At 71.9% G+C, this 22,716-nt stretch carries 19 protein-coding genes; 4 read left to right on the top strand and 15 right to left on the bottom strand.

Features of this window, described 5'->3' with window-relative positions:
• Positions 1-25: 25 nt before the first annotated feature.
• Genes ACTWJ8_RS08110 through ACTWJ8_RS08130 form a run of 5 tightly spaced genes read right to left on the bottom strand, consistent with a single transcriptional unit; the run spans position 26 to position 7,425 of the window.
• A complete protein-coding gene (locus tag ACTWJ8_RS08110; protein ID WP_443263448.1) occupies positions 26-2,056 on the bottom strand; it encodes an RICIN domain-containing protein in 2,031 nt (676 codons plus the stop codon).
• Positions 2,057-2,115: 59 nt separating this feature from the next.
• The gene (locus tag ACTWJ8_RS08115) at positions 2,116-4,161 is read right to left on the bottom strand and encodes a beta-galactosidase (RefSeq protein WP_443263449.1); all 2,046 of its coding nucleotides are present in this window, start codon (positions 4,159-4,161) and stop codon (positions 2,116-2,118) included.
• 43 nt (positions 4,162-4,204) lie between these two features.
• Positions 4,205-5,542 (bottom strand): ABC transporter substrate-binding protein, encoded by a 1,338-nt coding sequence (locus ACTWJ8_RS08120; RefSeq protein WP_356383856.1) that lies wholly within the window; start codon positions 5,540-5,542, stop codon positions 4,205-4,207.
• A gap of 51 nt (positions 5,543-5,593) precedes the next feature.
• Entirely contained in the window at positions 5,594-6,523 is a 930-nt protein-coding gene (locus ACTWJ8_RS08125; RefSeq protein WP_443263450.1) for a carbohydrate ABC transporter permease, read from the bottom strand.
• Between the two features lie 5 nt (positions 6,524-6,528).
• Positions 6,529-7,425, bottom strand: coding sequence for a carbohydrate ABC transporter permease (locus tag ACTWJ8_RS08130; RefSeq protein WP_356382987.1), 897 nt, complete (start codon positions 7,423-7,425; stop codon positions 6,529-6,531).
• Between the two features lie 215 nt (positions 7,426-7,640).
• Here ACTWJ8_RS08130 and ACTWJ8_RS08135 point away from each other — a divergent pair, with 215 nt between their 5' ends.
• A complete protein-coding gene (locus ACTWJ8_RS08135) occupies positions 7,641-8,630 on the top strand; it encodes a LacI family DNA-binding transcriptional regulator (protein WP_356383853.1) in 990 nt (329 codons plus the stop codon).
• Positions 8,631-8,645: 15 nt separating this feature from the next.
• Here ACTWJ8_RS08135 and ACTWJ8_RS08140 read toward each other — a convergent pair whose 3' ends face one another.
• Positions 8,646-9,206, bottom strand: coding sequence for a YbaK/EbsC family protein (locus tag ACTWJ8_RS08140; protein ID WP_443263451.1), 561 nt, complete (start codon positions 9,204-9,206; stop codon positions 8,646-8,648).
• Between the two features lie 43 nt (positions 9,207-9,249).
• Positions 9,250-9,822, bottom strand: a complete 573-nt coding sequence (locus tag ACTWJ8_RS08145) for a helix-turn-helix domain-containing protein (protein ID WP_443263452.1) — start codon at positions 9,820-9,822, stop codon at positions 9,250-9,252.
• Positions 9,823-9,933: 111 nt separating this feature from the next.
• Between ACTWJ8_RS08145 and ACTWJ8_RS08150 the strand changes: the two genes are divergently transcribed.
• Entirely contained in the window at positions 9,934-10,800 is an 867-nt protein-coding gene (locus tag ACTWJ8_RS08150) for an EamA family transporter (protein ID WP_443263453.1), read from the top strand.
• A 16-nt stretch (positions 10,801-10,816) separates the two neighbouring features.
• Here ACTWJ8_RS08150 and ACTWJ8_RS08155 read toward each other — a convergent pair whose 3' ends face one another.
• Positions 10,817-12,118 carry an MFS transporter gene (locus ACTWJ8_RS08155; protein ID WP_443263454.1) on the bottom strand — a complete coding sequence of 434 codons (1,302 nt, stop codon included), beginning with the start codon at positions 12,116-12,118 and terminating at the stop codon, positions 10,817-10,819.
• A 24-nt stretch (positions 12,119-12,142) separates the two neighbouring features.
• Positions 12,143-12,880, bottom strand: a complete 738-nt coding sequence (locus tag ACTWJ8_RS08160; RefSeq protein WP_443264841.1) for an acyltransferase — start codon at positions 12,878-12,880, stop codon at positions 12,143-12,145.
• 139 nt (positions 12,881-13,019) lie between these two features.
• Between ACTWJ8_RS08160 and ACTWJ8_RS08165 the strand changes: the two genes are divergently transcribed.
• Positions 13,020-13,547, top strand: coding sequence for a gamma carbonic anhydrase family protein (locus ACTWJ8_RS08165; RefSeq protein WP_443263455.1), 528 nt, complete (start codon positions 13,020-13,022; stop codon positions 13,545-13,547).
• An 18-nt stretch (positions 13,548-13,565) separates the two neighbouring features.
• Here the strand turns inward: ACTWJ8_RS08165 and ACTWJ8_RS08170 are convergent, their stop codons facing one another.
• The 4 genes from ACTWJ8_RS08170 to ACTWJ8_RS08185 all read right to left on the bottom strand — a co-directional run bounded on the left by ACTWJ8_RS08170 (position 13,566) and on the right by ACTWJ8_RS08185 (position 19,035).
• Entirely contained in the window at positions 13,566-14,213 is a 648-nt protein-coding gene (locus ACTWJ8_RS08170; protein ID WP_356382969.1) for a DedA family protein, read from the bottom strand.
• Between the two features lie 87 nt (positions 14,214-14,300).
• Entirely contained in the window at positions 14,301-15,896 is a 1,596-nt protein-coding gene (locus tag ACTWJ8_RS08175) for a carboxylesterase/lipase family protein (RefSeq protein WP_443263456.1), read from the bottom strand.
• Position 15,897: 1 nt separating this feature from the next.
• The gene (locus ACTWJ8_RS08180) at positions 15,898-18,393 is read right to left on the bottom strand and encodes a beta-glucosidase family protein (protein WP_443263457.1); all 2,496 of its coding nucleotides are present in this window, start codon (positions 18,391-18,393) and stop codon (positions 15,898-15,900) included.
• A 189-nt stretch (positions 18,394-18,582) separates the two neighbouring features.
• On the bottom strand, positions 18,583-19,035 hold the full coding sequence (locus tag ACTWJ8_RS08185) for a DUF4442 domain-containing protein (protein ID WP_356382961.1): 453 nt from the start codon (positions 19,033-19,035) through the stop codon (positions 18,583-18,585).
• Positions 19,036-19,180: 145 nt separating this feature from the next.
• Between ACTWJ8_RS08185 and ACTWJ8_RS08190 the strand changes: the two genes are divergently transcribed.
• A complete protein-coding gene (locus tag ACTWJ8_RS08190) occupies positions 19,181-20,485 on the top strand; it encodes an MFS transporter (RefSeq protein WP_356382958.1) in 1,305 nt (434 codons plus the stop codon).
• Here the strand turns inward: ACTWJ8_RS08190 and ACTWJ8_RS08195 are convergent.
• Together ACTWJ8_RS08195 and tuf are read right to left on the bottom strand one after the other, a co-directional pair.
• Entirely contained in the window at positions 20,472-21,323 is an 852-nt protein-coding gene (locus ACTWJ8_RS08195) for a spermidine synthase (protein WP_443263458.1), read from the bottom strand. The two genes, ACTWJ8_RS08190 and ACTWJ8_RS08195, sit on opposite strands and share 14 nt — an antisense overlap.
• A 57-nt stretch (positions 21,324-21,380) precedes the next feature.
• A complete protein-coding gene (gene tuf / locus ACTWJ8_RS08200) occupies positions 21,381-22,565 on the bottom strand; it encodes an elongation factor Tu (protein ID WP_443263459.1) in 1,185 nt (394 codons plus the stop codon).
• Positions 22,566-22,716 lie beyond the last annotated feature (151 nt).

Consider the following 22,716-nt stretch of genomic DNA (forward strand, 5'->3'; position numbering starts at 1 on the left):
CGGGGCGCGCGTTCCGGGACGCCGGTCAGGCCGTCACGTCGGTGACCCGCCAGCGCTGGTTGGCGCCGGAGTTGGGCGTCCACGTCCCGACGGGCGCCCCGTCGTGCGTGGCCTGCCCGCCGACGTCGAGCAGGCGGCCCGTCCCCGCGTTGACGAACGTGTACGTGCCGTCGCCCGTGGTCGACAGGATCCACTGCGCCGCCGGGTCCCGCTCGTCCGTGTCGGGTTCGACGACCGGCGCCCCGTCCCGTACGGCGAGGCGGCGGCCGTCGGCGGCGCTGGTGAAGACGTGCCGGCGGGTGTTGGTCGGCCCGTCGCCGCCGATCGTGGCGAGCCGCCACCGCTGCCCGGCCGCCTCCGCCGCCGTGCTGATCACGAGGGTTCCGTCGTCGGCGACGGTGAGGTCCTTGCCGCTCTGGACCCCGGTCAGTTCGTACGTGCGCCCCTTGCGCAGGAGCGCGGCGTCGCGCGCGACCCCGGAGACGCCCTTGACCACGAACGTGGTGACGGACTGCGCGGGCACCGTGATCGTGGCCCTGCGCCCCTTCACCGCCACCGGTGCCTTCGTGTCGAGCTTGCCGTCCGCGCTGGTCACGACCGGTGTGACGGTGGCCCCCGACCGTACGGTGGCGAACTTCGACAGGTCGAGCACGACCGTGCGCGCGCTCGTCGTGCCGTTGACGTGGACGACGGTGGCGCCGTTGCCGCCGCGGGTCACGGCCGCCGTGCTGTTGGTGTCGTCCGTCCTGACGAGGTGGTCGCCCGGGCGAATGTAGTGCGTGAAGTTCCGCGCGGTGTCGAACTTGGTGTTCGTGTAGACCGGGCAGGTCTCCAGGGTGTCGTCCGGTCCCGCGCTGAAGGACACCTGGATCTCTCCCCAGTTGCCGCCCTTGGCGGACTCGCCGCCGGGCTTCATGTTGTCCCAGTCCTCGACGGGCTGCCAGAACACCCAGGCGCTGGGCTCCAGTTCGCGCAGATCGTCGACGATGTGCTGGGCGAGCCCGAGGCCCGGCCGCATGTCGGTGAAGGACTGCCCGTCGCCCCAGTCGCCCTCGACCTCGCTCATCCACAGCGGCTTGCCCTCCGCCTTGGCGAGGTCACGGACGGAGGTGCGGCCGCCGGTGCCGTACGTGTGGACGTTCATCTGGGCGACGCGGGCCTTCACGTCGGCCGGGTAGCTCGTCCAGTTGGTGACGAAGGTCGTCGGGTTCGTCTCGTCCATCGCCGAGACGACGGCCGTGGTCCGCGCCTTCTTCAGCGCGGCGTCGAGCGCGGACACGATCTTCTGCTGGAGGGCGGGCCCGATGTGGCAGCCCTCCTGGCGGCCGCCGGTCGGATTGCCGTCCGACCCCAGCTTCGTACCCCAGTAATCGGTGTTCGGCTCGTTGCAGGGGTCGACGGTCTTCACCTTGATGCCGTGCGCCTGCTCAAGGCGCCGCGTCGCCCCGGCGAGGTAAGCGGCGAAGTCGTCGACGGACGCCTCCTTCAGCTGCTCCTTCGACGCGTCGAAACCGCCGGAGACATAGCCGCTGACCGTCATGAACCAGGGCGGCGAGTTGGAGAACGTCTCCCAGTGGGTGATGTCCTTCTTGATCCGGTCGACCCACCAGCGCTGGGTGGCGTCGGCGTCCTCGTTCCAGTGGTCCGGGTCCGCCGGGTCCCACCAGTCGGTGTCGGTGCGGGTGGTGCCCTCGGGCGCCTTCCACCAGCCCTCGACGGCGCCGCCCGCCCGCAGGTAGTCCGGCACGTCGGGGGCGTTGCCGCCGCCGATGTTGTAGCGGGCGATGTTCAGGGCGAGTCCGTCGCGGCCGAAGACGAGTTCGGCGATGCGCTCGCGGATCTCGTCGGGGTAGTGCCCGGTCGCGTTCGCGAACCAGACGAGGCTGGTGCCCCATCCCTCGAACCGGTCGTGCCGGTACGAGGGGTCGGGCGTGACGGTGACCGTCGCCGCGGTGGTGGCCGCGGCGACGAGCTGTCCGGCCGATATCTGGGTTCCGGCGGCGGCCGCCGTGGCGGCGGCGATGCCGATGAACCGTCTGCGGGTCAAGCGCGCCAACGTGTGCTCCCAACGCAGGGGTGTGAGTGGGGTGTTGGTGGTGCCGAACGGTGGTGGTGCTAGGCGGAGGCGGGCTGCCGCACGACCGCGACCTGGCGGGGCGCCAGGACGAGTGCGTCGCCCGCGGGACCGAGGAGGACGTCGCCGGCGAGGCCGGGCACCGCCACCCGCTCGTCCGTCCGGTTGACCAGGAAGAGGTAGCGGTGCGTGTCGTCGCGCCGCACGGTCAGCTCCACCCGGCCTCGCGCCTCCTCCGGGAGTTCGCTGGTCACCCCGGCGGGCGCGAGCAGTTCGGGCAGCAGCACGGCGAGTCCTTCGGCGCCGAGCCGGGTGGAGACGTAGCCGGCCGAGCCGCCGCCCGTGGCCCGCCGGGTGACGGCCGGGCGTGAGGCGTACGTGCCGGTGCGGTACCCGGCGAGGACCTCGACGTCCGTGCCGGTGACGGAGATCCGGTCGGTCCACAGGCTGCCCGTGGTGCCGTTGTCGAGGTCGACGGTGTCGCCGTCGAGCAGCGGCCCGAACTCCTCGATGCGGATGCCGAGGACGTCGCGCAGGGCGCCCGGGTAGCCGCCGAGCCACACGTGGTCGTTCTCGTCGACGATCGCCGAGAAGTACGTGGTGACGAGGTGGCCGCCGCCCTCGACGTACCGGGTCAGCTCCTTGGCGAGCGGCTGCGGCACGACGTGCAGGACGGGCGCGATCACGACGTCGTACGCCGACAGGTCGGTGCGCCGGGCGGGCACCACGTCGGCGCGGACGCCGAGGCGGAGCAGCGCCGAGTACCAGTCGAGGGCCTCGCGGTGGTAGTCGAGGCGGGTGGTCGGGTGCGAGTCCTGCTCGCTCGCCCACCAGGAGTCCCAGTCGAAGAGGATCGCGACGCGGGCGGGCTCGCGGCGGCTGCCCGCGATCGGGGCGAGCGCGTCGAGGGTGGCGCCCAGCTCGACGACGGAGCGGAAGAGTTCGCTGTCGGCCCCGGCGTGCGGGACCATCGCCGAGTGGTACTTCTCGGCGCCGGCCACGGACTGGCGCCACTGGAAGAAGCAGACGGCGTCGGCGCCGTGCGCCACGTGCAGCAGCGAGTCCCGGGCCAGCTCCCCCGGCTTCTTGGGCAGGTTGACGGGCTGCCAGTTCACGGCGCTGGTGGAGTGCTCCATCAGGAACCACGGGCGGTGGCCCGCGACGCCGCTGGTGAGGTTGGCGGAGAAGGACAGCTCGTCGCGGTCCTGCGGTCCCGGGACGACGTAGTGGTCGTTGGCGACGAAGTCGACCTCGTCGGCCCAGTCCGCGTAGTCCATGCCCTTGGTGCCGGGCATCACCATGAAGTTGGTGGTGACGGGCGTGTCCGGGGTCAGCTCGCGCAGGATCTCCCGCTCGGCGAGCAGATGCTCCTTGAGCGCGTCGGACGAGAACCGCTTGAAGTCGAGCTGCTGCGTCGGGTTGGGGTGCGAGGCGGCGAGCCGGGGCGGGAGCAGCTGCTCCCAGTCGCTGTACCGCTGGGACCAGAAGGCCGTCCCCCACGCGTCGTTGAGCGCGTCGAGCGTGGTGTAGCGGCGGCGCAGCCAGAGCCGGAAGGCGCGGGCCGCGTCGTCGGAGTGGTCGTAGACGTTGTGGCAGCCCAGCTCGTTGTTGACGTGCCAGGCGACGAGTGCCGGGTGGTCGGCGTAGCGCGCCGCGAGCTTGCGGACCAGGGTGAGGGCGTGCTCGCGGAAGACGGGTGAGGTGGGCCGCCAGTGCTGGCGGGCGCCGGGCCACAGGGTCTCGCCGCTCGCGGTGACCGGCAGGATCTCGGGGTGCGCGGCGGTCAGCCAGGGCGGCGGGGACGCGGTGGCGGTGGCCAGGTCGACGCCGATGCCGCCCGCGTGCAGCAGGTCCATGATCTCGTCGAGCCAGCCGAAGTCCCAGGTGTCGGCCGTGGGCTGGATCCTGGCCCAGGAGAAGATGGCGAGGGAGACGACATTCACCCCGGCCTCGCGCATCAGCCGGATGTCGTCCGCCCACACCTCCCGTGACCACTGCTCGGGGTTGTAGTCGGCGCCGTAGCCGAGACGCCGGGCGCCGTCCGAGCCCTTCGCGTACGGGAAGCGGGAGGTGAGGGGGGCGGTCATGCACGTCCTTCCGGGGATGCGGTCACGAAGAGGGGGCGCGGGGCTACTTGTCGACGGTGAAGCCCTGCTCGGTGCCGTACTTGACGGACGCGTCCTGCCACGACTTCAGCCCGGCGGTGAGCTGGGTCGAGGAGACGTAGGCCTTGCCGACGGTGTCGTTGAAGATCGAGTTGGCGTACACCTGGAACGGCAGGTACTTCCAGTCGGTGGGCACGTTCTTCGCGGACTCGGCGAAGATCTTGTTGGCCTTCTGGCCGCCGAAGTACGGGAACGCGGTGTTCTGGAACGACGAGGAGTTCAGGTCCTTCGTCGTCGCGGGGAACGCGCCGTTCTTGATGCGGGTCTGCACGCCCGCACCGGAGTTGGCGTACTCGACGAAGGCGTAGGCGAGCTCCTTGTTCTTGCCGAGCTCGGGCAGAGCGAGGGAGCTGCCGCCGTTCTCGGAGCTGACGTTCGCGCCCTTCTCCCACTGCGGCATGGGGGCCACGCGCCAGTCACCGGCGGCGCCCTTCACGCCGGAGGCGAAATTGGCGGGCATCCAGGCGCCGGTCGGCAGGGTGGCGATGGTGCCGTCGCCGAGGCCCTTGTACCAGTCGTCGGTCCAGCCGGTGACGGGCGAGACGAGCTTGTCGTCGATCAGCTTCTGCCAGGTGTCGGTGTACTTCTTGGCACCGGCGTCGGTGAAGTCGATGCCGACCTTGGTGCCGTCGACCTTGTACGGGTGCGAGCCGGCCTGCCACAGCAGGCTGGTGGTCAGGCCCGCGTCGCCGACGTCGCTGGTGATGTACGCCTTCGGGTTCGCCTTGTGGAGCTTGCGGGCGGCCTCGACGTACTCGTCCCAGGTGGTCGGGACGGCGATCTTGTACTTGTCGAAGACCTTCTTGTTGTAGAAGAGCGCCATCGGCCCCGAGTCCATCGGCAGGCCGTAGATGCCGTCGCCGGACTTCACCGAGTTCCACGGGCCGGGCGAGTACGAGTCCGCCAGCTTCTCGGCGCCGTACGCCTTGAGGTCGGTGATCTGCTTGGTCAGGGCGTACTGGCCGAGGGCGTAGTACTCGATCTGGGCGACGTCCGGGACGCCCTTCTTCGCGGATATCGCGTTCGACAGGGCCTTGTACTGGTCGTTGTTGGTGCCCGCGTTGACCAGCTTGATGTCGACCTTCGGGTACTTCTTCTCGAAGTCGGCGGCGACCTGCTTCAGGGTGGGCTCCCACGCCCAGACCGTGACGGTGCCGCCCTTCTTCAACGCCGACCGGATGTCGGACGAGCCGACCTTCTTGTCGGCGGAGTCGTCGCCGGAGCCGCCGCAGGCGGTCGCGCCGAGGGCGAGGGCGCACAGGAGACCGAGGCCGCGCAGCGCACGGCGGGAGTTCTTGGGCATGGGCATGCTTCCACTTCTTCGTGGTCCTACGGAGGGTGGGCCGAGCGGGGTCTACTCCTTGACGCTTCCGGCGGAGAGACCGGACTGCCAGTACTTCTGGAGCAGCAGGAACGCGGCGATCAGCGGCACGATGGTGAGCAGCGAGCCGGTGAGCACGAGATGGGGGATGGCCTCGCCGCCGGCCGTCTGCGCCTGCTTGTTCCAGGAGTCGAGGCCGAGCGTGAGCGGATACCAGTCGGGGTCCTTCAGCATGATCAGCGGAAGGAAGTAGTTGTTCCACGTCGCGACGGTGGTGAAGAGCAGCACGGTGACGGTGCCGGGCGCGAGCAGCGGCAGGGCGACCTGGAAGAAGGTGCGCAGTTCGCTCGCGCCGTCGATGCGGGCGGCCTCCATCAGTTCGGTGGGGATCGCCTCGGTGGCGAACACCCACATCAGGTAGAGCCCGAACGGCGAGATCAGCGACGGGATGATGACGGCCCAGGGGGTGTCGGTGAGCCCCATCTTGCTGAACATCAGGAACGTCGGCACGGCGAGCGCCGTGCCCGGCACCGCGACCGCGCCGATGACGACGGCGAACACGGCGCGCTTGCCGGGGAAGTCGAACTTGGCGAGCGCGTACCCGCCGAGCACCGCGAGGAAGGTGGCGCCGCCCGCACCCACCACCACGTACAGGAGGGTGTTGAGCAGCCAGCGGCCGAAGACGCCGTCCTGGTACGTGAAGGTCTCGGCGATGTTGTGCCAGAGGTCGAAGTCCGAGTCGAACCAGAGGCCGAACGAACGGGCGAGCCCCTGCTGCGACTTGGTGGCGCTGATCAGGAGCCAGACCAGCGGCAGCAGGCTGTAGACGAGGACGACGCCGGTCAGCACGGTGAGCAGGAGGCTGCGCCGGGGGCGGCCAGGCGTCGCCCTGCGCGGCGCACGCAGGCGCGGGGCGGCGGACTTGAGGGGTGTCGTCGTCGGGGCGGGGCTTGTGGTGGTCATCGCGGTCACGCTCCCTTGCGCATGCCGCGCAGCTGGACGACGTAGGCGACGACCATCGTGATCACGCCCATGACGATGGCGACCGTCGCGGAGTAGTTCTGCTGCTGGCCGGCGAAGGACAGCGAGTACGTGTAGTAGTTGGGCGTGTAGTCGGTGGTGATCGCGTTCGGCGCGAGCTTCTGGAGGATGGCCGGCTCGTTGAAGAGCTGGAAGCTGCCGATGATCGAGAAGATCGTGGCGATGACGAGGGCGCCGCGGATCGCGGGGATCTTGATGGCGGTGATGACGCGCCACTGCCCGGCGCCGTCGATCTCGGCGGCCTCGTACAGGGAGTGCGGTACGACGCGCAGCGCGGCGAAGAAGATCAGCATGTTGTAGCCGACGAACTCCCAGGTCACGATGTTGCCGAGGGAGGCGAGGACGAGGTCGGCGGAGAGCGGGTCCGGCAGCTTCGTGCCGAGCGCGTCGTTCAGATCGCCGACCAGGCCGTAGCGGGTGCCGTACATGAAGCCCCACATGAGGGTGGCGACGACGGCGGGGACCGCGTACGGCAGGAAGACGGTGATGCGGAAGAAGTCCTTGCCGTAGAGCCGGCCGCTGTCGATGGCGAGGGCGACGAGCAGGGCGATGCCGAGCATGATCGGCACCTGGATCAGCAGGAACAGGCCGACGCGGGCGACACCTTCCCAGAACTGGCCGTCCTGGAGCGCCTGTTGGTAGTTGTCGAGGCCCACGAAGGTGGTGCCGCCGATGAGTTGTGTACGGAACAGGCTCAGATAGACCGAGTACGCGAGCGGCGCGAGGAAGACCAGGGCGAAGACGAGCACGAAGGGGCCGATGAACCCCCATCCCGTCCACGAGCGGCGCCGCCTCACGGCGACCGGCGGTTGCAGCGTGGTCATCTCGCGTCCCTCACTCGTCCTCGCGTCACGGCTCGCGATGTTTGCGTAAACATCCCGGGGCGTGAAGGCCCCTTGGGCTGTTATGTTTGCGTAAACATTCGGTGGCGGCATGTCTACACTGCCCCGAGGAGGACGGTCAAGAGTCGGTGAGGGACACGGTGACAACCCAGGAGAGCACCCCGCGGCGCGGCAGGCGCCGCACACAGAACGCGTCGATGGCCGACGTCGCCCGGGTCGCGGGGGTCTCGTCCCAGACGGTCTCCCGCGTCTCGAACGGCTTCCCCGGCGTCAACGAGGAGACCCGCGAGCGGGTCCTCGCCGCGATGAAGGAGCTGGGCTACCGGCCCAACAGCGCGGCACGCGCGCTGAAGAGGGGCGACTTCCGCACCATCGGCGTCATCACGTTCACGCTGTCCACGACGGGCAACATGCGCACGCTGGAGGCGATCGCGACCTCGGCGGCGCAGGAGGGGTACGCGGTCACGCTGCTGCCGGTGGCGGTGCCCACACAGGACGAGGTGCGCGGCGCGTTCTCGCGCCTCGGCGAGCTGGCCGTGGACGCGGTCGTCGTGATCATGGAGGTGCACCTGCTCGACTCGGCGAAGCTGTCGCTGCCGCCTCACGTGAAGGTGGTGGTCGCCGACTCCGACGCCGGCGACCGGTACGCGGTGGTGGACACGGACCAGGCCGGTGGCACCCGCGACGCAGTGCGCCACCTCCTCGACCTCGGCCACCGCACGGTGTGGCATCTCGCGGGGCCGTCCGACTCGTTCGCGGCGCAGCGCCGAACGGACGCGTGGCGCGCGGCACTTGAAGAAGCGGGCCGCGCCGTGCCGCCGCCGGTGCGCGGCGACTGGTCGGCCGAGTCCGGCTACCGCGCGGGCCTGCGCCTCGCCGAACAGGCCGACTGCACCGCGGTGTTCGCGGCGAACGACCAGATGGCGCTCGGTCTGCTGCGGGCCCTGGAGGAGCGCGGCCGCAAGGTCCCGGACGACGTCTCGGTCATCGGCTTCGACGACATCCCCGACTCCGGCTCCTTCCAGCCCCCGCTCACCACGGTCCACCAGGACTTCGCCGAGGTCGGCCGCCGCTGCGTGGAGAGCGCCCTGCGCCAGGTGCGGCAGAGCGAGGCGGAGCAGGGCACGACGCTGGTGCCGACGCGGCTGGTGGTGCGGGAGAGCACGGCGGCGGCGCGGCGGGGGTGACCGGGGCCCGGCGCCTCAGACGGCGACGCCCAGGCCCTCCACCACGACCGCGCCCGGGAGTTCGGTGAGGGCCTTGCCGGGGACGATGAGTTTGCCGCGCCGTGTACCGCTGCCGATGAGGACGTGGGGCAGGTCGACGACGGCCGCGTCCACCAGGATCGGCCAGTCGGCGGGCAGGCCGATCGGGGTGATGCCGCCGTACTCCATGCCGGACTCGCCGGTCGCGGTGTCCATAGGGGCGAACGACGCCTTGCGGGCGCCGAGTTGGCGGCGCACCGCGCCGTTGACGTCGACCTTCGTCGCGGACAGGACCACGCAGGCCGCGAGGGTGGTCTCGCCGCCGCGCTTGCCCGCGACGACGACGCAGTTGGCGGACGACTCGAGGAGTTCGGGCCCGTAGTGCTCGACGAACGTCGCCGTGTCCGCCCACGCGGGGTCGGTGTCGACGTGGATCAGGTCGCGGGCCGGCACGGTGCCGCGCCAGTCGCGGACGGCGTCGGCGACCGGCCGGGTGAGCAGGTCGAGGGCCTCGGGGGCGGGCAGTACATGGTCGAAGGTGCCGATGGGTGCGCGCATGGCGGCACGCTAACAGCCGCCGCGCGCACGGGAGACGGGCGTCTCAGCGTACGAAAGGCACCGACACGGCCATGATCATCTCGACGGCCTCGGCCCCGTCGTTGCGGTACGTGTGGGGGGTGCTCGCCTCGAACGAGACGCTCGCCCCCGCGGGGACCGCGTGCGCGACGCCGTCCACGACCAGGGTCAGCTCCCCCGCCGTGACATGGACCAGCTCGAAGGTGCCCTGCGGGTGCGGGTCCGAGTCGCTGCCCTCTCCGGGCACGAGGTGCCAGTCCCACATCTCCAGCGGGCCCTGCGCCTCGGTCCCGGCGAGCAGCCGGTTGTAGCTGCCGGCGTCCGTGTGCCAGAGGCGGACGGCCTGGTCGGCGGTGACGATGCGGACGTTGGGGCCCTGCTCGTAGTCGAGCAGCGTGGTGATGCTGACGCCGAGCGCGTCGCCGATCTTGACGACGGTGCCGATGCTGGGGTTCGTGCGGGCCTGCTCGATCTGGATGAGCATGCCGCGGCTGACGCCCGCCCGGGCGGCCAGCGCGTCGAGGGTGAAGCCGCGCTCGGCGCGCCAGTGCTTGACGTTGCGCGCGAGCGCCTGGTTCAGGAGGTCGAGGTCCGACACGTTCCGTCCTGGGTCGGGGTGCAGTGCAATATCTTGGGTGACGTGGTTCAGCTTGTTGGACTACGGTGTGGTGCACCAAAGCGTCCAGCAAACTGTACTGCGAGGTCCGTCATGACAGCACTCTTCGCCCTGGTCACGAGCCTCATGTGGGGCCTGGCCGACTTCGGCGGCGGGCTGCTGACGCGACGTACGCCCGCGCTGACCGTGGTGGTCGTCTCCCAGTCGATCGCGGTGGCGGTGCTCGGTGTCGTCGTCGCCGCCACGGGCGCGTTCTCCGAGGCCGGGCCGAAGCTGTGGTTCGCCGTCGCGGCGGGGCTCGTCGGGCCCGTCGCCATGCTCGCCTTCTACAAGGCGCTCGCGCTCGGGCCGATGGGGGTCGTCTCGCCGCTCGGCTCGATCGGCGTCGCGGTGCCGGTCGGGGTCGGGCTCGTGCTCGGGGAGCGGCCGGGAGTGCTCCAGTTCGCGGGCATCCTGGTCGCCGTCGTGGGCGTGGTGCTCGCGGGCGGTCCGCAGTTCACGGGGGCGCCCGTGCAGCGGCAGGCGGTGCTGCTCACGCTGCTTGCGGCGTTCGGCTTCGGGGCCGTGATGGCGCTGATCGCGGAGGCGTCGACGACGGTGACCGGGCTCTTCCTCGCGCTGTTCGTGCAGCGGGTGACGAACGTCGTGGCGGGCGGGGCCGCGCTGTACGTGTCCGCGCGGCGGGGCGGGCGGGTGCTGCCGCAGGACGGCGGGTGGCGGGTCGTGCGGGCCGCGCTGCCGGCGCTCGCGTTCGTCGGGCTCGCGGACGTGGCGGCCAACGGGACGTACGCGATCGCCGCGCAGCGGGGTCCTGTCACCGTGGCGGCGGTGCTGGCGTCGCTGTATCCGGTGGTCACGGCGGTGGCGGCGCGGGGTGTGCTCAGGGAGCGGTTGCGCGTGGTGCAGGCCGCCGGGGCAGGGCTCGCCGTGGTCGGGAGCGTGCTGCTGGCTGCCGGGTGACGGTGCGCGCAGCGCCTCAGACGCGGTACCGCCGCAGCGCGGGCACCGCGAAGGCCAGGGCGAGCATCGTGACGACCACCAGGACTCCGCCGCCCGCCACCGCCTGCTGGGGGCCGAAGGTGGAGCCCGCCGTGCCGTGGAGGACGTCGGCCAGGCGGGGGCCGCCCGCGACCACCACGGTGAACACGCCCTGCATGCGGCCGCGCATCTCGTCCGTCGCGGCCGAGAGGAGGATCGCCCCGCGGAACACCATCGACACCATGTCCGCCACCCCGGCCACCGCGAGGAAGACGACCGCGAGCCACAGGCTGTCGCTCAGGCCGAATCCGGTGATCGCGAGGCCCCACGCCACGATCGCCCCGATGACCATCCAGCCGTGCCGCTCGGCCCGCGAGAACGTTCCCGAGAACAGCCCGCCGACCACCGCGCCGATCGGGATCGCCGCGAACAGCAGGCCGAGCGCGAGCCCTTCCCCGTACGGCGCGTACGTCTCCGCCGCGAGCTGCGGGAACAGTGCGCGCGGCATGCCGAACACCATCGCGATGATGTCCGCGAGGAACGACAGCAGCAGCACCTTGTGCGTGGACATGTAGCGGAAGCCGTCGACGATCGCCCGCACTCCCGCGATCTTCTTCGTCGCCGCCGCGAGCGGGGGCAGCGACGGCAGCCGGTACACGGCCCACACGGTGACGCAGAGCGCCAGCGCGTCGATCAGGTACAGCTCCGGCAGCCCGATCACCGGGATGAGGACGCCCGCCAGGAGGGGGCCGACCACCTGTCCTGTCTGCATCACCGTGGAGCCGAGCGCGTTCGCCGCCGCCAGTTGGCTCTCCGGCACGAGCCGCGCGATCGACGCGTTCCGCGCGGGCGCGTTGAGCCCCCAGAACGCCTGCTGCATCGCGAGCAGCACCATGAGCACGGCCACCGAGTCGAGCCCGGATATCGCCTGCAGCCAGAAGAGCACCGAGGTCACGGCGATGCCGCTGTTGGTGATCAGGAGGAGCTTGCGGCGGTCCATGTGGTCGGCGATGGCGCCGCCCCACAGCGCGAACACGATGAGCGGCACGAGCCCCGCCATGCTCGCGGCGCCGACCCACGCCGACGAGCCGGTGATGTCGAAGATCTGCTTCGGCACGGCGACGGCGGTGAGCTGGCTGCCGACGGCCGTGACGATGGTCGACGACCACAGCCTGCGGTAGGCGGGGATGCGCAGCGGCCGGGTGTCCATCGCCCAGCGCCGCCAGCCGCGCGGCTTGGCCTCCGCCGTCGTCTCCCCGTCGCTCGGCCTGCTGTCGTCTCTCGTCTCGCTCGTGTCCACGGCTTCCCTGATTGCTCGCTACATCTATCCGGTCCGGGGTTCAGTGTCCCAGGCGTCGTCGTCGAGTTCGGACAGAGCGAGCAGTTGGTCGGGCGTGACCCCCTCGGGTATCGCCCGCGGCGCCGGTGTGCGCAGCGGTGGCTGCCAGCCGGACTCCGCGTCCCAGCTGCGCACGACGCGTGCGGGGGCGCCCGCGACCACCGCGTGGTCGGGCACCTCGCCGCGCACCACGGCCCCGGCGGCGACCACCACGTTCCGGCCGATGCGGGCTCCGGGCAGGATCACGGCGCCGGTGCCGATCCAGCAGCCGGGGCCGATCTCGACCGGTTCCATCCGCGGCCACTGCTTGCCGATGGGCTCGTGCGGATCGTCGTACGAGTGGTTGGTGGAGGTGATGTAGACGTACGGGCCCATGTAGACGTCGCTGCCGATGGTCACGGTGGTGTCGGCGATGACATGGCTGCCGCGGCCGATCACGACGCCGTCGCCGATCGTCAGGATCGGGTCGGGGCCGAGGTCCAGGTCCGGCATCAGGCCCGCCGTCAGCGTCACCTGCTCGCCGATGATGCAGTGCGCGCCGAGCCGGATCCACGGTTCGCCGAACACCGTGCCCTGCGGGAACGCCAGCTTCGTGCCGTGCCCGATCGCGCCGAACCGGTGCCCGCCCGGCTGCCGCGCGGTGACCGCGCCCTTGCGCTGCGCCCAGCGCCAACCGGCCTGCACCAGCCGGTGGCCGAGCCCACCCTTGTCGTTCCGCTTCATCGGCACGGCGTCACGTTACCCACGCGTATCGTCGGCCCCCACCTCGGTGACCTGTGATCTTCGCCCCACGGGTACGGTTCGCTCCGGCACGACCCATGCATGATCCACGTACGTACGACAGCTAGGGAGCACCGACCGCATGTCCCACGAGCCGCTCGTCACCGGCATCAACGGCAAGGAACCGAACGTGGCCCCGGAGGCGTTCGTCGCCCCGGCGTCCGTGCTGGTCGGCGACGTCACGCTGCGCCCCGGCGCGAGCGTCTGGTACGGCGCGGTGCTGCGCGCCGAGTTCGAGCCGATCACTCTCGGCGCCGACAGCAACATCCAGGACAACTGCACGGTCCACGTCGACCTCGGGTTCCCCGCGACCATCGGCGAGCGGGTCTCCGTCGGGCACAACGCGGTGCTGCACGGCTGCACCGTGGAGGACGACTGCCTCATCGGGATGGGCGCGACGGTGCTCAACGGCGCGGTGATCGGGGCGGGTTCGCTGGTCGCGGCGAACGCGCTGGTGCCGCAGGGGATGGTGGTTCCGCCGGGTTCGCTCGTGGCGGGGGTGCCCGCGAAGGTCAAGCGGGAGCTGTCCGCTGAGGAGCGGGAGGTCGTGACGCTCAACGGAACGCACTACGTGGAGCTGGCCAAGGCGCACCGGGCCGCGCACGCGTAGACGTCGGCCGGGGCGGGGTCACTGAGCGGGTTCGGGCTCCGCCTCCGCGGCCTCGTGCTCCGCCGCCATCTTCGCCGCCCTGCGCTTCACGATCAGCATGGAGGCCAGGCCGATGAGGACGGCGATGCCGAGGCCCACGTAGGAGAACTTCTTGAGCCACTCCTCCGCGACCACGCCCACGTAGTAGATGACCGCGGTCGTGCCGCCCGCCCAGACGACGCCGCCCAGCAGGTTCGCCGTGAGGAACTTCCAGTACGGCATGTGCAGGACGCCGGCGAGCGGGCCCGCGAAGATGCGGAGCAGGGCGATGAACCGGCCGAAGAAGACGGCCCACATGCCCCACTTCTCGAAGGACCGCTCGGCGGTGGCCACATGGCCCGGCCCGAAGTGCTTGGGGAACTTGCGGCCCATCTTCGCGAGCAGCGGGCGTCCGCCCTTGCGGCCGATCGCGTACCCGATGGAGTCGCCGACGACCGCGCCCGCGCTGGCGCAGGCGCCGAGGACGACCGGATTGACGTCGCCGTGCTGCGAGGAGAGCAGGGCCGCCGAGATCAGCACGATCTCGCCGGGCAGCGGAATGCCGAGGCTTTCGAGGCCGATCACGCCGGCCACCAGGGCGTAGACGGCGACCGCCGGAATCGTGTCGAGCCATTCCTGGACGTGCACCGACGTCGCCTCCCGCTACCCACCGAATGTGTTGCCCGGCGTGCGCTCCCCTCCAGGTGTGCGCACGCCGGGCAGCCTACCTGCTCCCTAGGACGCGGCCGCGTCCCACAAGGTGCAGTGGTGCTCGCGATGAACCTGCGTCGAGAGCGTGATCCCGCCCACACCCGATGTCCTCAGTGACAGCACGTGACCGGGGTCGCGGCGCTGGTCGGGCATCGCGGGCGCGCCGTCGGCCCGCGGCGCCCCTCCCCTGATGAAGGAGCCCCAGTACCGGACCATCCGGTCGGCGAGCGCCCGCTGTTCGGTGTCGAGCGGCGAGTCGAGCCCGAAGTGCTTGAAGAGGTACTGGACCTCGTTGACGTGGGTGGCACCGAAGTCGAAGGTCCGGCCGGCCTCCCGGATCGAGGCGAACGGGGGCGAGGTGCGGTCCGCGAACTCGTACGCGTAGACGGGCGGTCCGCTCGCCGCGAGCCGCCGGTCGAGGCGGAGCGCCGGGCAGGCCATGAGCTGGTCGCCCTGGGCGGCGGCGTAGGCGTGGGTGGGCGAGGCGTAGGAGGCGAGGGGGTAGGCGCGCAGGGCCTTCTCGCCCGTCGCCTTGCCGAAGGTGTCGGTGAGGGCCTTCGGGTACGCCTCCGCGGTGAGGGGTGTGCCCTGGCCGTCGTACGCGCCGTAGGCGAAGAGGGTGCCCTCGTCCTTGTTGGCGCCGTTGAGGACGGGGACGTGAGCCGAGCGGCCCGCGGCGATGGCGGTCGCCGGCTGTTCGGGCAGGAACGCGCCGCCGACGACGGGCGCCCAGTCGAATCCGGACTGCGCCTCCAGGATCTCCTTGGCGGACTTTCCGCGCAGGCAGGCCACCGTGTCGGCGGCCGATCCGCACCCTGCCTTCTCCGCGAACCTCGCGCCCTCGGCGACGGCCGCCTCGTGCGCGCGGGCCGCGCAGTCGCCGTACGCGCCGGACTGGATGATCCCGGCCCGGAAGAGGCCGCGGCCGGTCGGCGAGGCGAGCTGGGTGCAGACCGAGCGGCCGCCCGCCGACTCTCCGGCGATCGTGACCCGCGCCGGGTCGCCGCCGAAGCGGCCGATGTTGGCGCGCACCCAGCGCAGCGCCTGCTGCTGGTCCTGGAGCCCGAAGTTGCCCGACACCCCGTCGGACGCCTGCTCGTCGAGTCCCGCAGAGGCGAGGAAACCCATCGCGCCGAGCCGGTAGTTGACGGTGACGACGACCGTGCCGGTCCTGCGGGCGAAGGTGTCGGGGACGATGTCGGCGCCCGCGCCCGCGGTGAGCCCGCCACCGTGCAGCCACACCATGACGGGCCTGCCCGCCGATCCGTCGGGCGCGTACACGTTCAGGTCGAGGCAGTCCTCGGTGTACGTCGGCCGCTCGTATCCGGGGTCCCAGCTCGACGTCTGCACGCAGCGGTCGGAGAACCGGGTGGCGTCGCGCACGCCCCGCCAGGGCTCGGCGGGACGCGGTTCGCGCCAGCGCAGTTCGCCGACGGGCGGCTCGGCGTACGGGACGCCGAGGAACTGCCGCCCCTCGCCGGTGTGCTGCCCGCGCACCCAGCCGGACGCCGTGCGCACGAGCGTGCCGTCGGCGCTTCCTTCGGCGTGCGCGGGCACGAGGGCCGCGGCGGTCAGCGCCACCACGGCCGCGAGCACCGTGCGTATGTGACCTCGCCTCATGTCACTTCCCCTTCCGCTGTCCGACGGTCACGTCCGTGCTGCCGCGCAGGTCACCCGCGGAGGCGCCGAGCCATACGGTGCGGCGTCCGGTGCCGAGGACCCAGTCGTGCCGTCCCGTGTCCCAGGAGGAGAGCGTCCGGGGCGTCACGCGGACGGTGACCCGGCGCCGCTCCCCCGCGTCCAGGGCGAGCCTCCGGTAGCCGCCCAGCACCCGGACGGCCTGGTCGACGTCGAGGTCGGGCGACGGGCCGACGTACACCTGGGGCACCGCGATGCCCGCCCGGCTCCCGGTGTTGCGGACGGTGAACTCGACGTCGAGCGCGCGCCCGGTCCAGCGCGCGGCCAATTCCTCGTACGCAAAGGTGGTGTACGAGAGGCCGTGACCGAAGGGGAACAGCGGTTCGACATTCTGTGCGGCGTACCAGCGGTGGCCGAGGTGGATGCCCTCCGAGTACTCCTCGACCTTGTTCACGCCGGGGTAGCGGCGAGGGTCGCCGGACATCGGGTGCGTGTCCTCGGAGGTCGGGAAGGTCTGGGTGAGCCGGCCGCCGGGGTCGACGTCCCCGTACAGGACGGCGGCGGTGGCGGCGGCGCCCTCCTGGCCCGGGTAGTACATCTGGAGCACGGCGCCGACCTCGTCGAGCCAGGGCATGGTGATCGCGGACGAGCTGTTGAGGACGACGGTCGTACGAGGGTTGGCCCGCGCCACCGCCGTGATCAGCGCCTCCTGGTGGTCGGGCAGCGCGAGCGAGGTGCGGTCCGTGCCCTCGGTGGCGTCCTCGTACGCGAAGAGCACCACGTGGTCGGCGCCGCGCGCGGCCCGCACCGCCGCGGCGACGTCGTCGGCGCGGGTCGCACCCGTCACCCGGCGCAGCCGGAACGTCTGGCCCTCGGCGCCGCCCTTCGCCGTGATCTCGAGCGTGTGCCGGCCGGCCGCGAGGGTGCGGGACGCGCGGCGCACCGTGAGCCCGTCGGGGGCCACCGCGACCAGGCCGCCGCTGAAGTGCTCGGCGCTGCCCGGCAGTTTGGGGAAGAGTTCGGTGCCGTCGAGGACGACCTCGGGGCGCTCGCCCGAGTAGTGGACGGCGAAGGTCCAGGCGTCGTCCTCGTCGACGGTGAGGTTCCCCTCGTACGTCCACGTCCTCCCGGCCGGGACCGTGCGCTCCTCCAGGTCCGCCGCGGGTGCGAGGGCGCCGCCGGGCAGGGCCCGTCCGTAGATGTCGGCGCCGAGCGCGTAGCCGACCGAACCTCCTTGGCGCATCCGGGACTTGATGGCCTGGTACGGGCTCTCGGCGTGGTCGGGGACGACGTGCGCGCTGCCGCCGCCGCTGACGAACGGCACGTACCCGGTGGGCCCGATGACGGCGACGGAGGCGTGCGCGGGCAGCGGCAGGGTGCGGTTCCTGTTGTGCAGCAGGGTGGCGCCCGCCTTGGCGATGTCGAGGGCGACGGCCGCGCCCGCCGCGGCGTCCCGGCCGGGCCGTGGCGGCGGTTTCGCGGCGAGGAGGCCGAACCGGTCCATCACCGTCAGGATCCGCCGCACCGCCGCGTCGACCTGCGCCTCGGGCACGGTGCCGTCCTTGACGGCTTTCTTGAGCGCGGCGCCGAACGCCTGCTCGCCCGGCATCTCCATGTCGAGCCCGGCGGCCATCGCGGCGACGGTGGTGTGGGCGGCGTACCAGTCGGTCATCACCCAGCCGGCGAAGTGCCACCGGTCGCGCAGGATGTCGCCGAGCAGCTGCTTGTTCTCGCAGGCGTATGTGCCGTCGACCTTGTTGTACGAGCCCATCACGGAGCCCGCGCCCGCGGCGACGGCGGCCTCGAAGCCGCGCAGCTCCAGTTCGTGCATGGTCTGTTCGTCGGCACGCACGTCGACCGAGGTGCGGTTCTTCTCCTGGTTGTTGAGCGCGAAGTGCTTGACGGTGGCGATCAGCCCTTGGCCCTGGATGCCGCGGATCTCCTCGGTGACCATGTCGGCGGAGAGCAGCGGGTCCTCGGAGAACGTCTCGAAGTTGCGGCCCGCGTACGGGGTGCGGATCAGGTTGACCATCGGCGACAGCAGCACGTCCTGGCCGAGCGCCCGGCCCTCGCGGCCGATGACCTCGCCGTAGCGGCGGGCGAGCGCCGGGTCGAAGGTGGCGGCGAGCAGGACGGGGGCGGGCAGCGCCGTGGCGTGCTTGGTGACGCGGACGCCTGCGGGACCGTCGGCGAGGCGCAGCGGCGGGATGCCGAGGCGGGGGACGCCGGGGACGTAGCCGGCCTGGCCCAGGTCGTGCGGGTCGTCGGCGCCGTGCAGGAAGGTGAGCTTCTCGTCGAGCGTGAGCCGGCCGAGCAGGGACTCGACGCGCGGTCCCGCGCCACGGGCGGGCGGGGCCGCCGCTCGGGCGGGGCTCGGGAGGCCGGTGGTGACGGCGGCCGCGACCATGATCGCGCCGCCCATCCGGCGCAGGGCCGCGCGTCTGGAGACTCCGTCCGCGCTGTTTCCGCTGTGGGGCATGGGCTGTCTCTCCTCGTTGCGTTCGAGCACTAAACGCACTGTGCGACAAAACGGACTTGACGCATCGTTAGACACCGCAAAACCGAAGCGGAAACTATGACCGTCATTGACTCGTGTCAATGGATCGAACGAGAAACGCGAGGAGCGCCGACCGGAATCGGTCGGCGCCCCTCGCACGGTGCGGACGGTTCAGCTGTTGGGACGCAGCGTCCAGAGGACGGTCATCTCGCCGGTCACGGCCCCGTCCTCGCGGGTGATCGCGATGCTCACCGGGAACTCGGGGCGCTGCCCCGCGTCCAGCTCGGCGACCACGTCGGCGATCGGACGGCCGAGCGTCGCGGTGGCGGTGACCGGGCCCATCGCCAGCTTCTTGTACGCGATGTCGGCACTCACGGCGAGCGGCACGGCGCGGGAGAGCTGGTCGCCGAAGGCGGCGAGCACGATGGCGCCGCTCGCGGACTCGCCGAGCGTGAACATCGCACCGGCGTGCGGTCCGCCGACGTGGTTGTGGTACTCGGCCTGGTCGGGCAGCGAGAGGACCGCCTTCTCGGGCGTCGTCTCGTGGAACTCGAGGTTCAGGGTGCGGGCCATCGGCACCGTGGCGGCGAGCATCTCGCCGATGGACATCTGATCTGCGCTCATGCCCGAATGTTACCCACCAGTAGCAAGCTTGGCCATCCCCGTGTGCGGCACGGACAAACCGCAGATTCGGAACATCGGCCGACCAATCCCCCGGTCTCCGCGGAAACGGTTTGTCGATTCGGTCGCGGGCGGCGATAGTCCCTCCGTGACCTCTGCCGACGCCGCCGAACCGAAGCGCCCCCGCCTGCGACCCGCGTGGGCCGGACGGAACTACACGCTGCTCTCCGTCTCGGCGGTCGTCACGACGCTCGGCGCGCACGGCGCGCTGATCGCCTCCGCGTTCGCCGTCCTCGAAGCGGGCGGCGACGGCGGCGACGTCGGCCTGGTGGCGGCGGCCCGCACGCTGTTCCTCGTGGTGTTCCTGCTGGTCGGCGGCGCCGTCGCGGACCGGCTTCCGCGCCACCACGTGATGGTCGCGGCAAACGCCCTGAACTTCGTGTCCCAGGGCGCCTTCGCGCTGATCGTGCTCCAGGGCGATCCGAAGCTGTGGCAGATGATGGCGCTGAGCGCGCTCGGCGGCACCGGGCAGGCCTTCTTCAACCCCGCCGCCGAGGGCATGCTCATGGCCTCCGTCACCGGCGAGCAGGCCAGCCGCGCCTTCGCCCTGTTCCGGATGGGCATGTCGGGGGCCGGCGTGGGCGGCGCCGCGCTCGGCGGTGCGCTGGTCGCGGCCATCGGGCCGGGCTGGGTGCTCGCCGTCGACGCGGCGGCGTTCCTGGTCGCGGGCGCGCTGCGGATGTTCCTCGACGTCAAGCACATACCGCCGCGCGAGCCCGGCGGCGGGCTGCTCGCCGACATGCGGGACGGCTGGCGGGAGTTCATCGGGCGCCCGTGGCTGTGGACGATCGTCGCCCAGTTCGCGGTCGTGGTCGCCGTGGTGGGCGCCGCCGAGTCGGTGTTCGGCCCGCTGGTGGCGCGCGACGAACTGGGCGGGGCGGGCCCCTGGGGTCTCGCGCTCGGCGCGTTCGGCGTGGGCACGATCCTCGGCGGCCTGCTGATGATGCGCTGGAAGCCGCAGCGGCTGCTGTTCGCGGCGACGCTCTCGGTGTTCTCGCTCGCCCTGCCGTCGGCGGCGCTCGCGGTCCCCGTGCCGCTCGGCGTGCTGATCGCGGTCATGTTCGTCAGCGGCGTCACCATCGAGATCTTCGGCGTCTCCTGGATCACCGCCCTGCACCAGGAGATCCCGGAGGAGAAGCTGTCCCGGGTGTCGGCCTACGACTGGTTCGGCTCCGTGGCGATGGTGCCGCTCGCGACGGCGCTCGCCGGGCCCGCGGAGTCCGCGTTCGGGCGGACGGCCTCGCTGTGGGGCTGCGCGGCGCTCGTCGTCGTGGCGACGTCGGCCGTGCTCTTCGTGCCCGACGTACGGCACCTGCGGCGGCGCGCCCCGGAGGACGGCGGCAAGGTCGCCGAGGGCGGCGGGACACCGCAGGCCGAGGTCACCCCACGCTGAACGAGCCGCCCGGCGGCTCCGGCGATTCGACCGCGTCCGCGTCCGCCACCGGCTTCGCTTCGCCCACGAAGCGGCGCAGCGCGGCGCCGTGCTCCACGCGCGCCGGGAACGCGTCGCGGGCCGTGCGCCGGGCCAGCTCCGCCACCTCCAGCTCCTCGCGGGACGCGAGCAGCACCGCGTTGCCGAACCGCCTGCCCCGCAGTACCGCGGGCTCCGCGACCAGCGCGACGTGCGGGAACACGGCAAGGAACGTGGCCAGTTGCGAGCGCAGGAACGCGAAGGGCGCGCCGTCCGCGAGGTTCGCCGCGTACGTCCCGCCGGGCCGCAGCACCCGCGCCACCTGACGCGCGTACGCGAGAGTCGTGAAGCTCGCGGGGACCCGGGAGCCGCCGAACACGTCGCCCACCAGCACATCGGCCGAGGCGTCGGGCGCCGACTCCAGCCAGGCCCGCGCGTCGGCGCCGTGCACGCCGATGCCCGAGCCCTCCGGCAGCGGCAGATGTTCGGCGACGAGCGCCAGCAGCCCGCAGTCCGCCTCGACGACCTGCTGCCGCGATCCGGGCCTGGTGGCGGCGACGTACCGGGGCAGGGTCAGCGCCCCACCGCCCAGGTGCAGCACGTCGAGTGGGGCGCCCTCCTCGCCGAGGCCGTCGAGGACGTGGCCGAGCCGGCGCGCGTACTCGAACTCCAGGTGGGTGGGGTCGTCCAGGTCGACGTACGACTGGGGCGCCCCGTCCACCGTGAGCAGCCAGGCCCGCCTGCGGTCCACGTCGGGCAGCAGTTTGGCGGTGCCGTGGTCGACGTCGCGGGTGACGGGTATCGGCTCGGGTTCGGTCACCCGCACATTGTGCCGGGTCGGGGCCGGAACCCGTACGGTCCCGGCCCCTCCCCCGTCTCACTCCACGGCGGTCACCGTGCCCGCGCCGACGGTGCGCCCGCCCTCGCGGATCGCGAAGCCGAGCCCGGCCTCCAGCGGCACGTCACGGCCGAGCTCGACCGTCATCGTGACGGTGTCGCCGGGCCGCGCGACGGCCGCGTCGCCGAGGTCGACGTCCCCGACCACGTCCGCCGTGCGCAGGTAGAACTGCGGCCGGTACCCGGTGGACAGCGGCGTGGCACGGCCGCCCTCCGCCGCCGACAGGACGTACACCTGCGCCGTGAAGCGGCGGGCGGGGCGCACGCTGCCCGGCTCGGCGACGACGTGGCCGCGGCGCACCGCGTCGCGGGCCACTCCGCGCAGGAGCAGCGCCACGTTGTCCCCCGCCTGCGCCTCCTCCATCGGCTTGCCGAAGGTCTCGACGCCGGTGACCACCGTCTCCACCTCCTCGACGGGCCCGTACACCCGCACCCGGTCGCCGACCCGGATCCGGCCGCGCTCGACGGCGCCGGTGACGACGGTGCCGCGTCCGCTGATGGTCATCACGTTCTCGACCGACAGCAGGAACGGCGCGTCCACGTACCGCTCGGGCATCGGCACGTACGTGTCCACGGCGTCGAGCAGCGCCTCCACGGACGCCGTCCACCGCGGGTCGCCCTCCAGGGCCTTGAGCCCGGAGACCCGGACGACCGGCACGGAGTCGCCGCCGTAGCCGTGCGCGGAGAGCAGCTCGCGGACCTCGAGCTCGACGAGGTCGGTGAGCTCTTCGTCGCCTGCGTCCGCCTTGTTGATCGCGACGACGATGTGGTCTACGCCCACTTGCCGGGCGAGCAGCACGTGCTCGGCGGTCTGCGGCATGATCCCGTCGAGCGCGGAGACGACGAGGATCGCCCCGTCGAGCTGGGCGGCGCCGGTGACCATGTTCTTGACGTAGTCGGCGTGGCCCGGCATGTCCACGTGCGCGTAGTGCCGGGTGTCGGTCTCGTACTCGACGTGTGCGATGTTGATGGTGATGCCGCGCTGGGCCTCCTCGGGCGCCTTGTCGATGCGGTCGAAGGAGACGTACTGGGTACCGCTGTCGGCGCCGCGCTCGGCGAGGACCTTGGTGATGGCGGCGGTCAGGGTCGTCTTGCCGTGGTCGACGTGACCCATGGTGCCGATGTTGAGGTGCGGCTTGGTGCGCACGTATGCCGTCTTGGGCATGGCTGGCCGTGTTCCTTTCCGGAACAAGAAAAGTGAAGCCTCCTGGTGCCGAGGCGGGGACCCCTGAGCCGGACCGACCCTCCCCCTGCGGGGTCCGCCGGAATGTCCGGAGAGGGTCAGCTTCGCGCGCCGTCTGCTGCTGCGGCGATCA

The organism is Streptomyces sp. SDT5-1 (assembly GCF_052245995.1).
Taxonomy (GTDB): domain Bacteria; phylum Actinomycetota; class Actinomycetes; order Streptomycetales; family Streptomycetaceae; genus Streptomyces.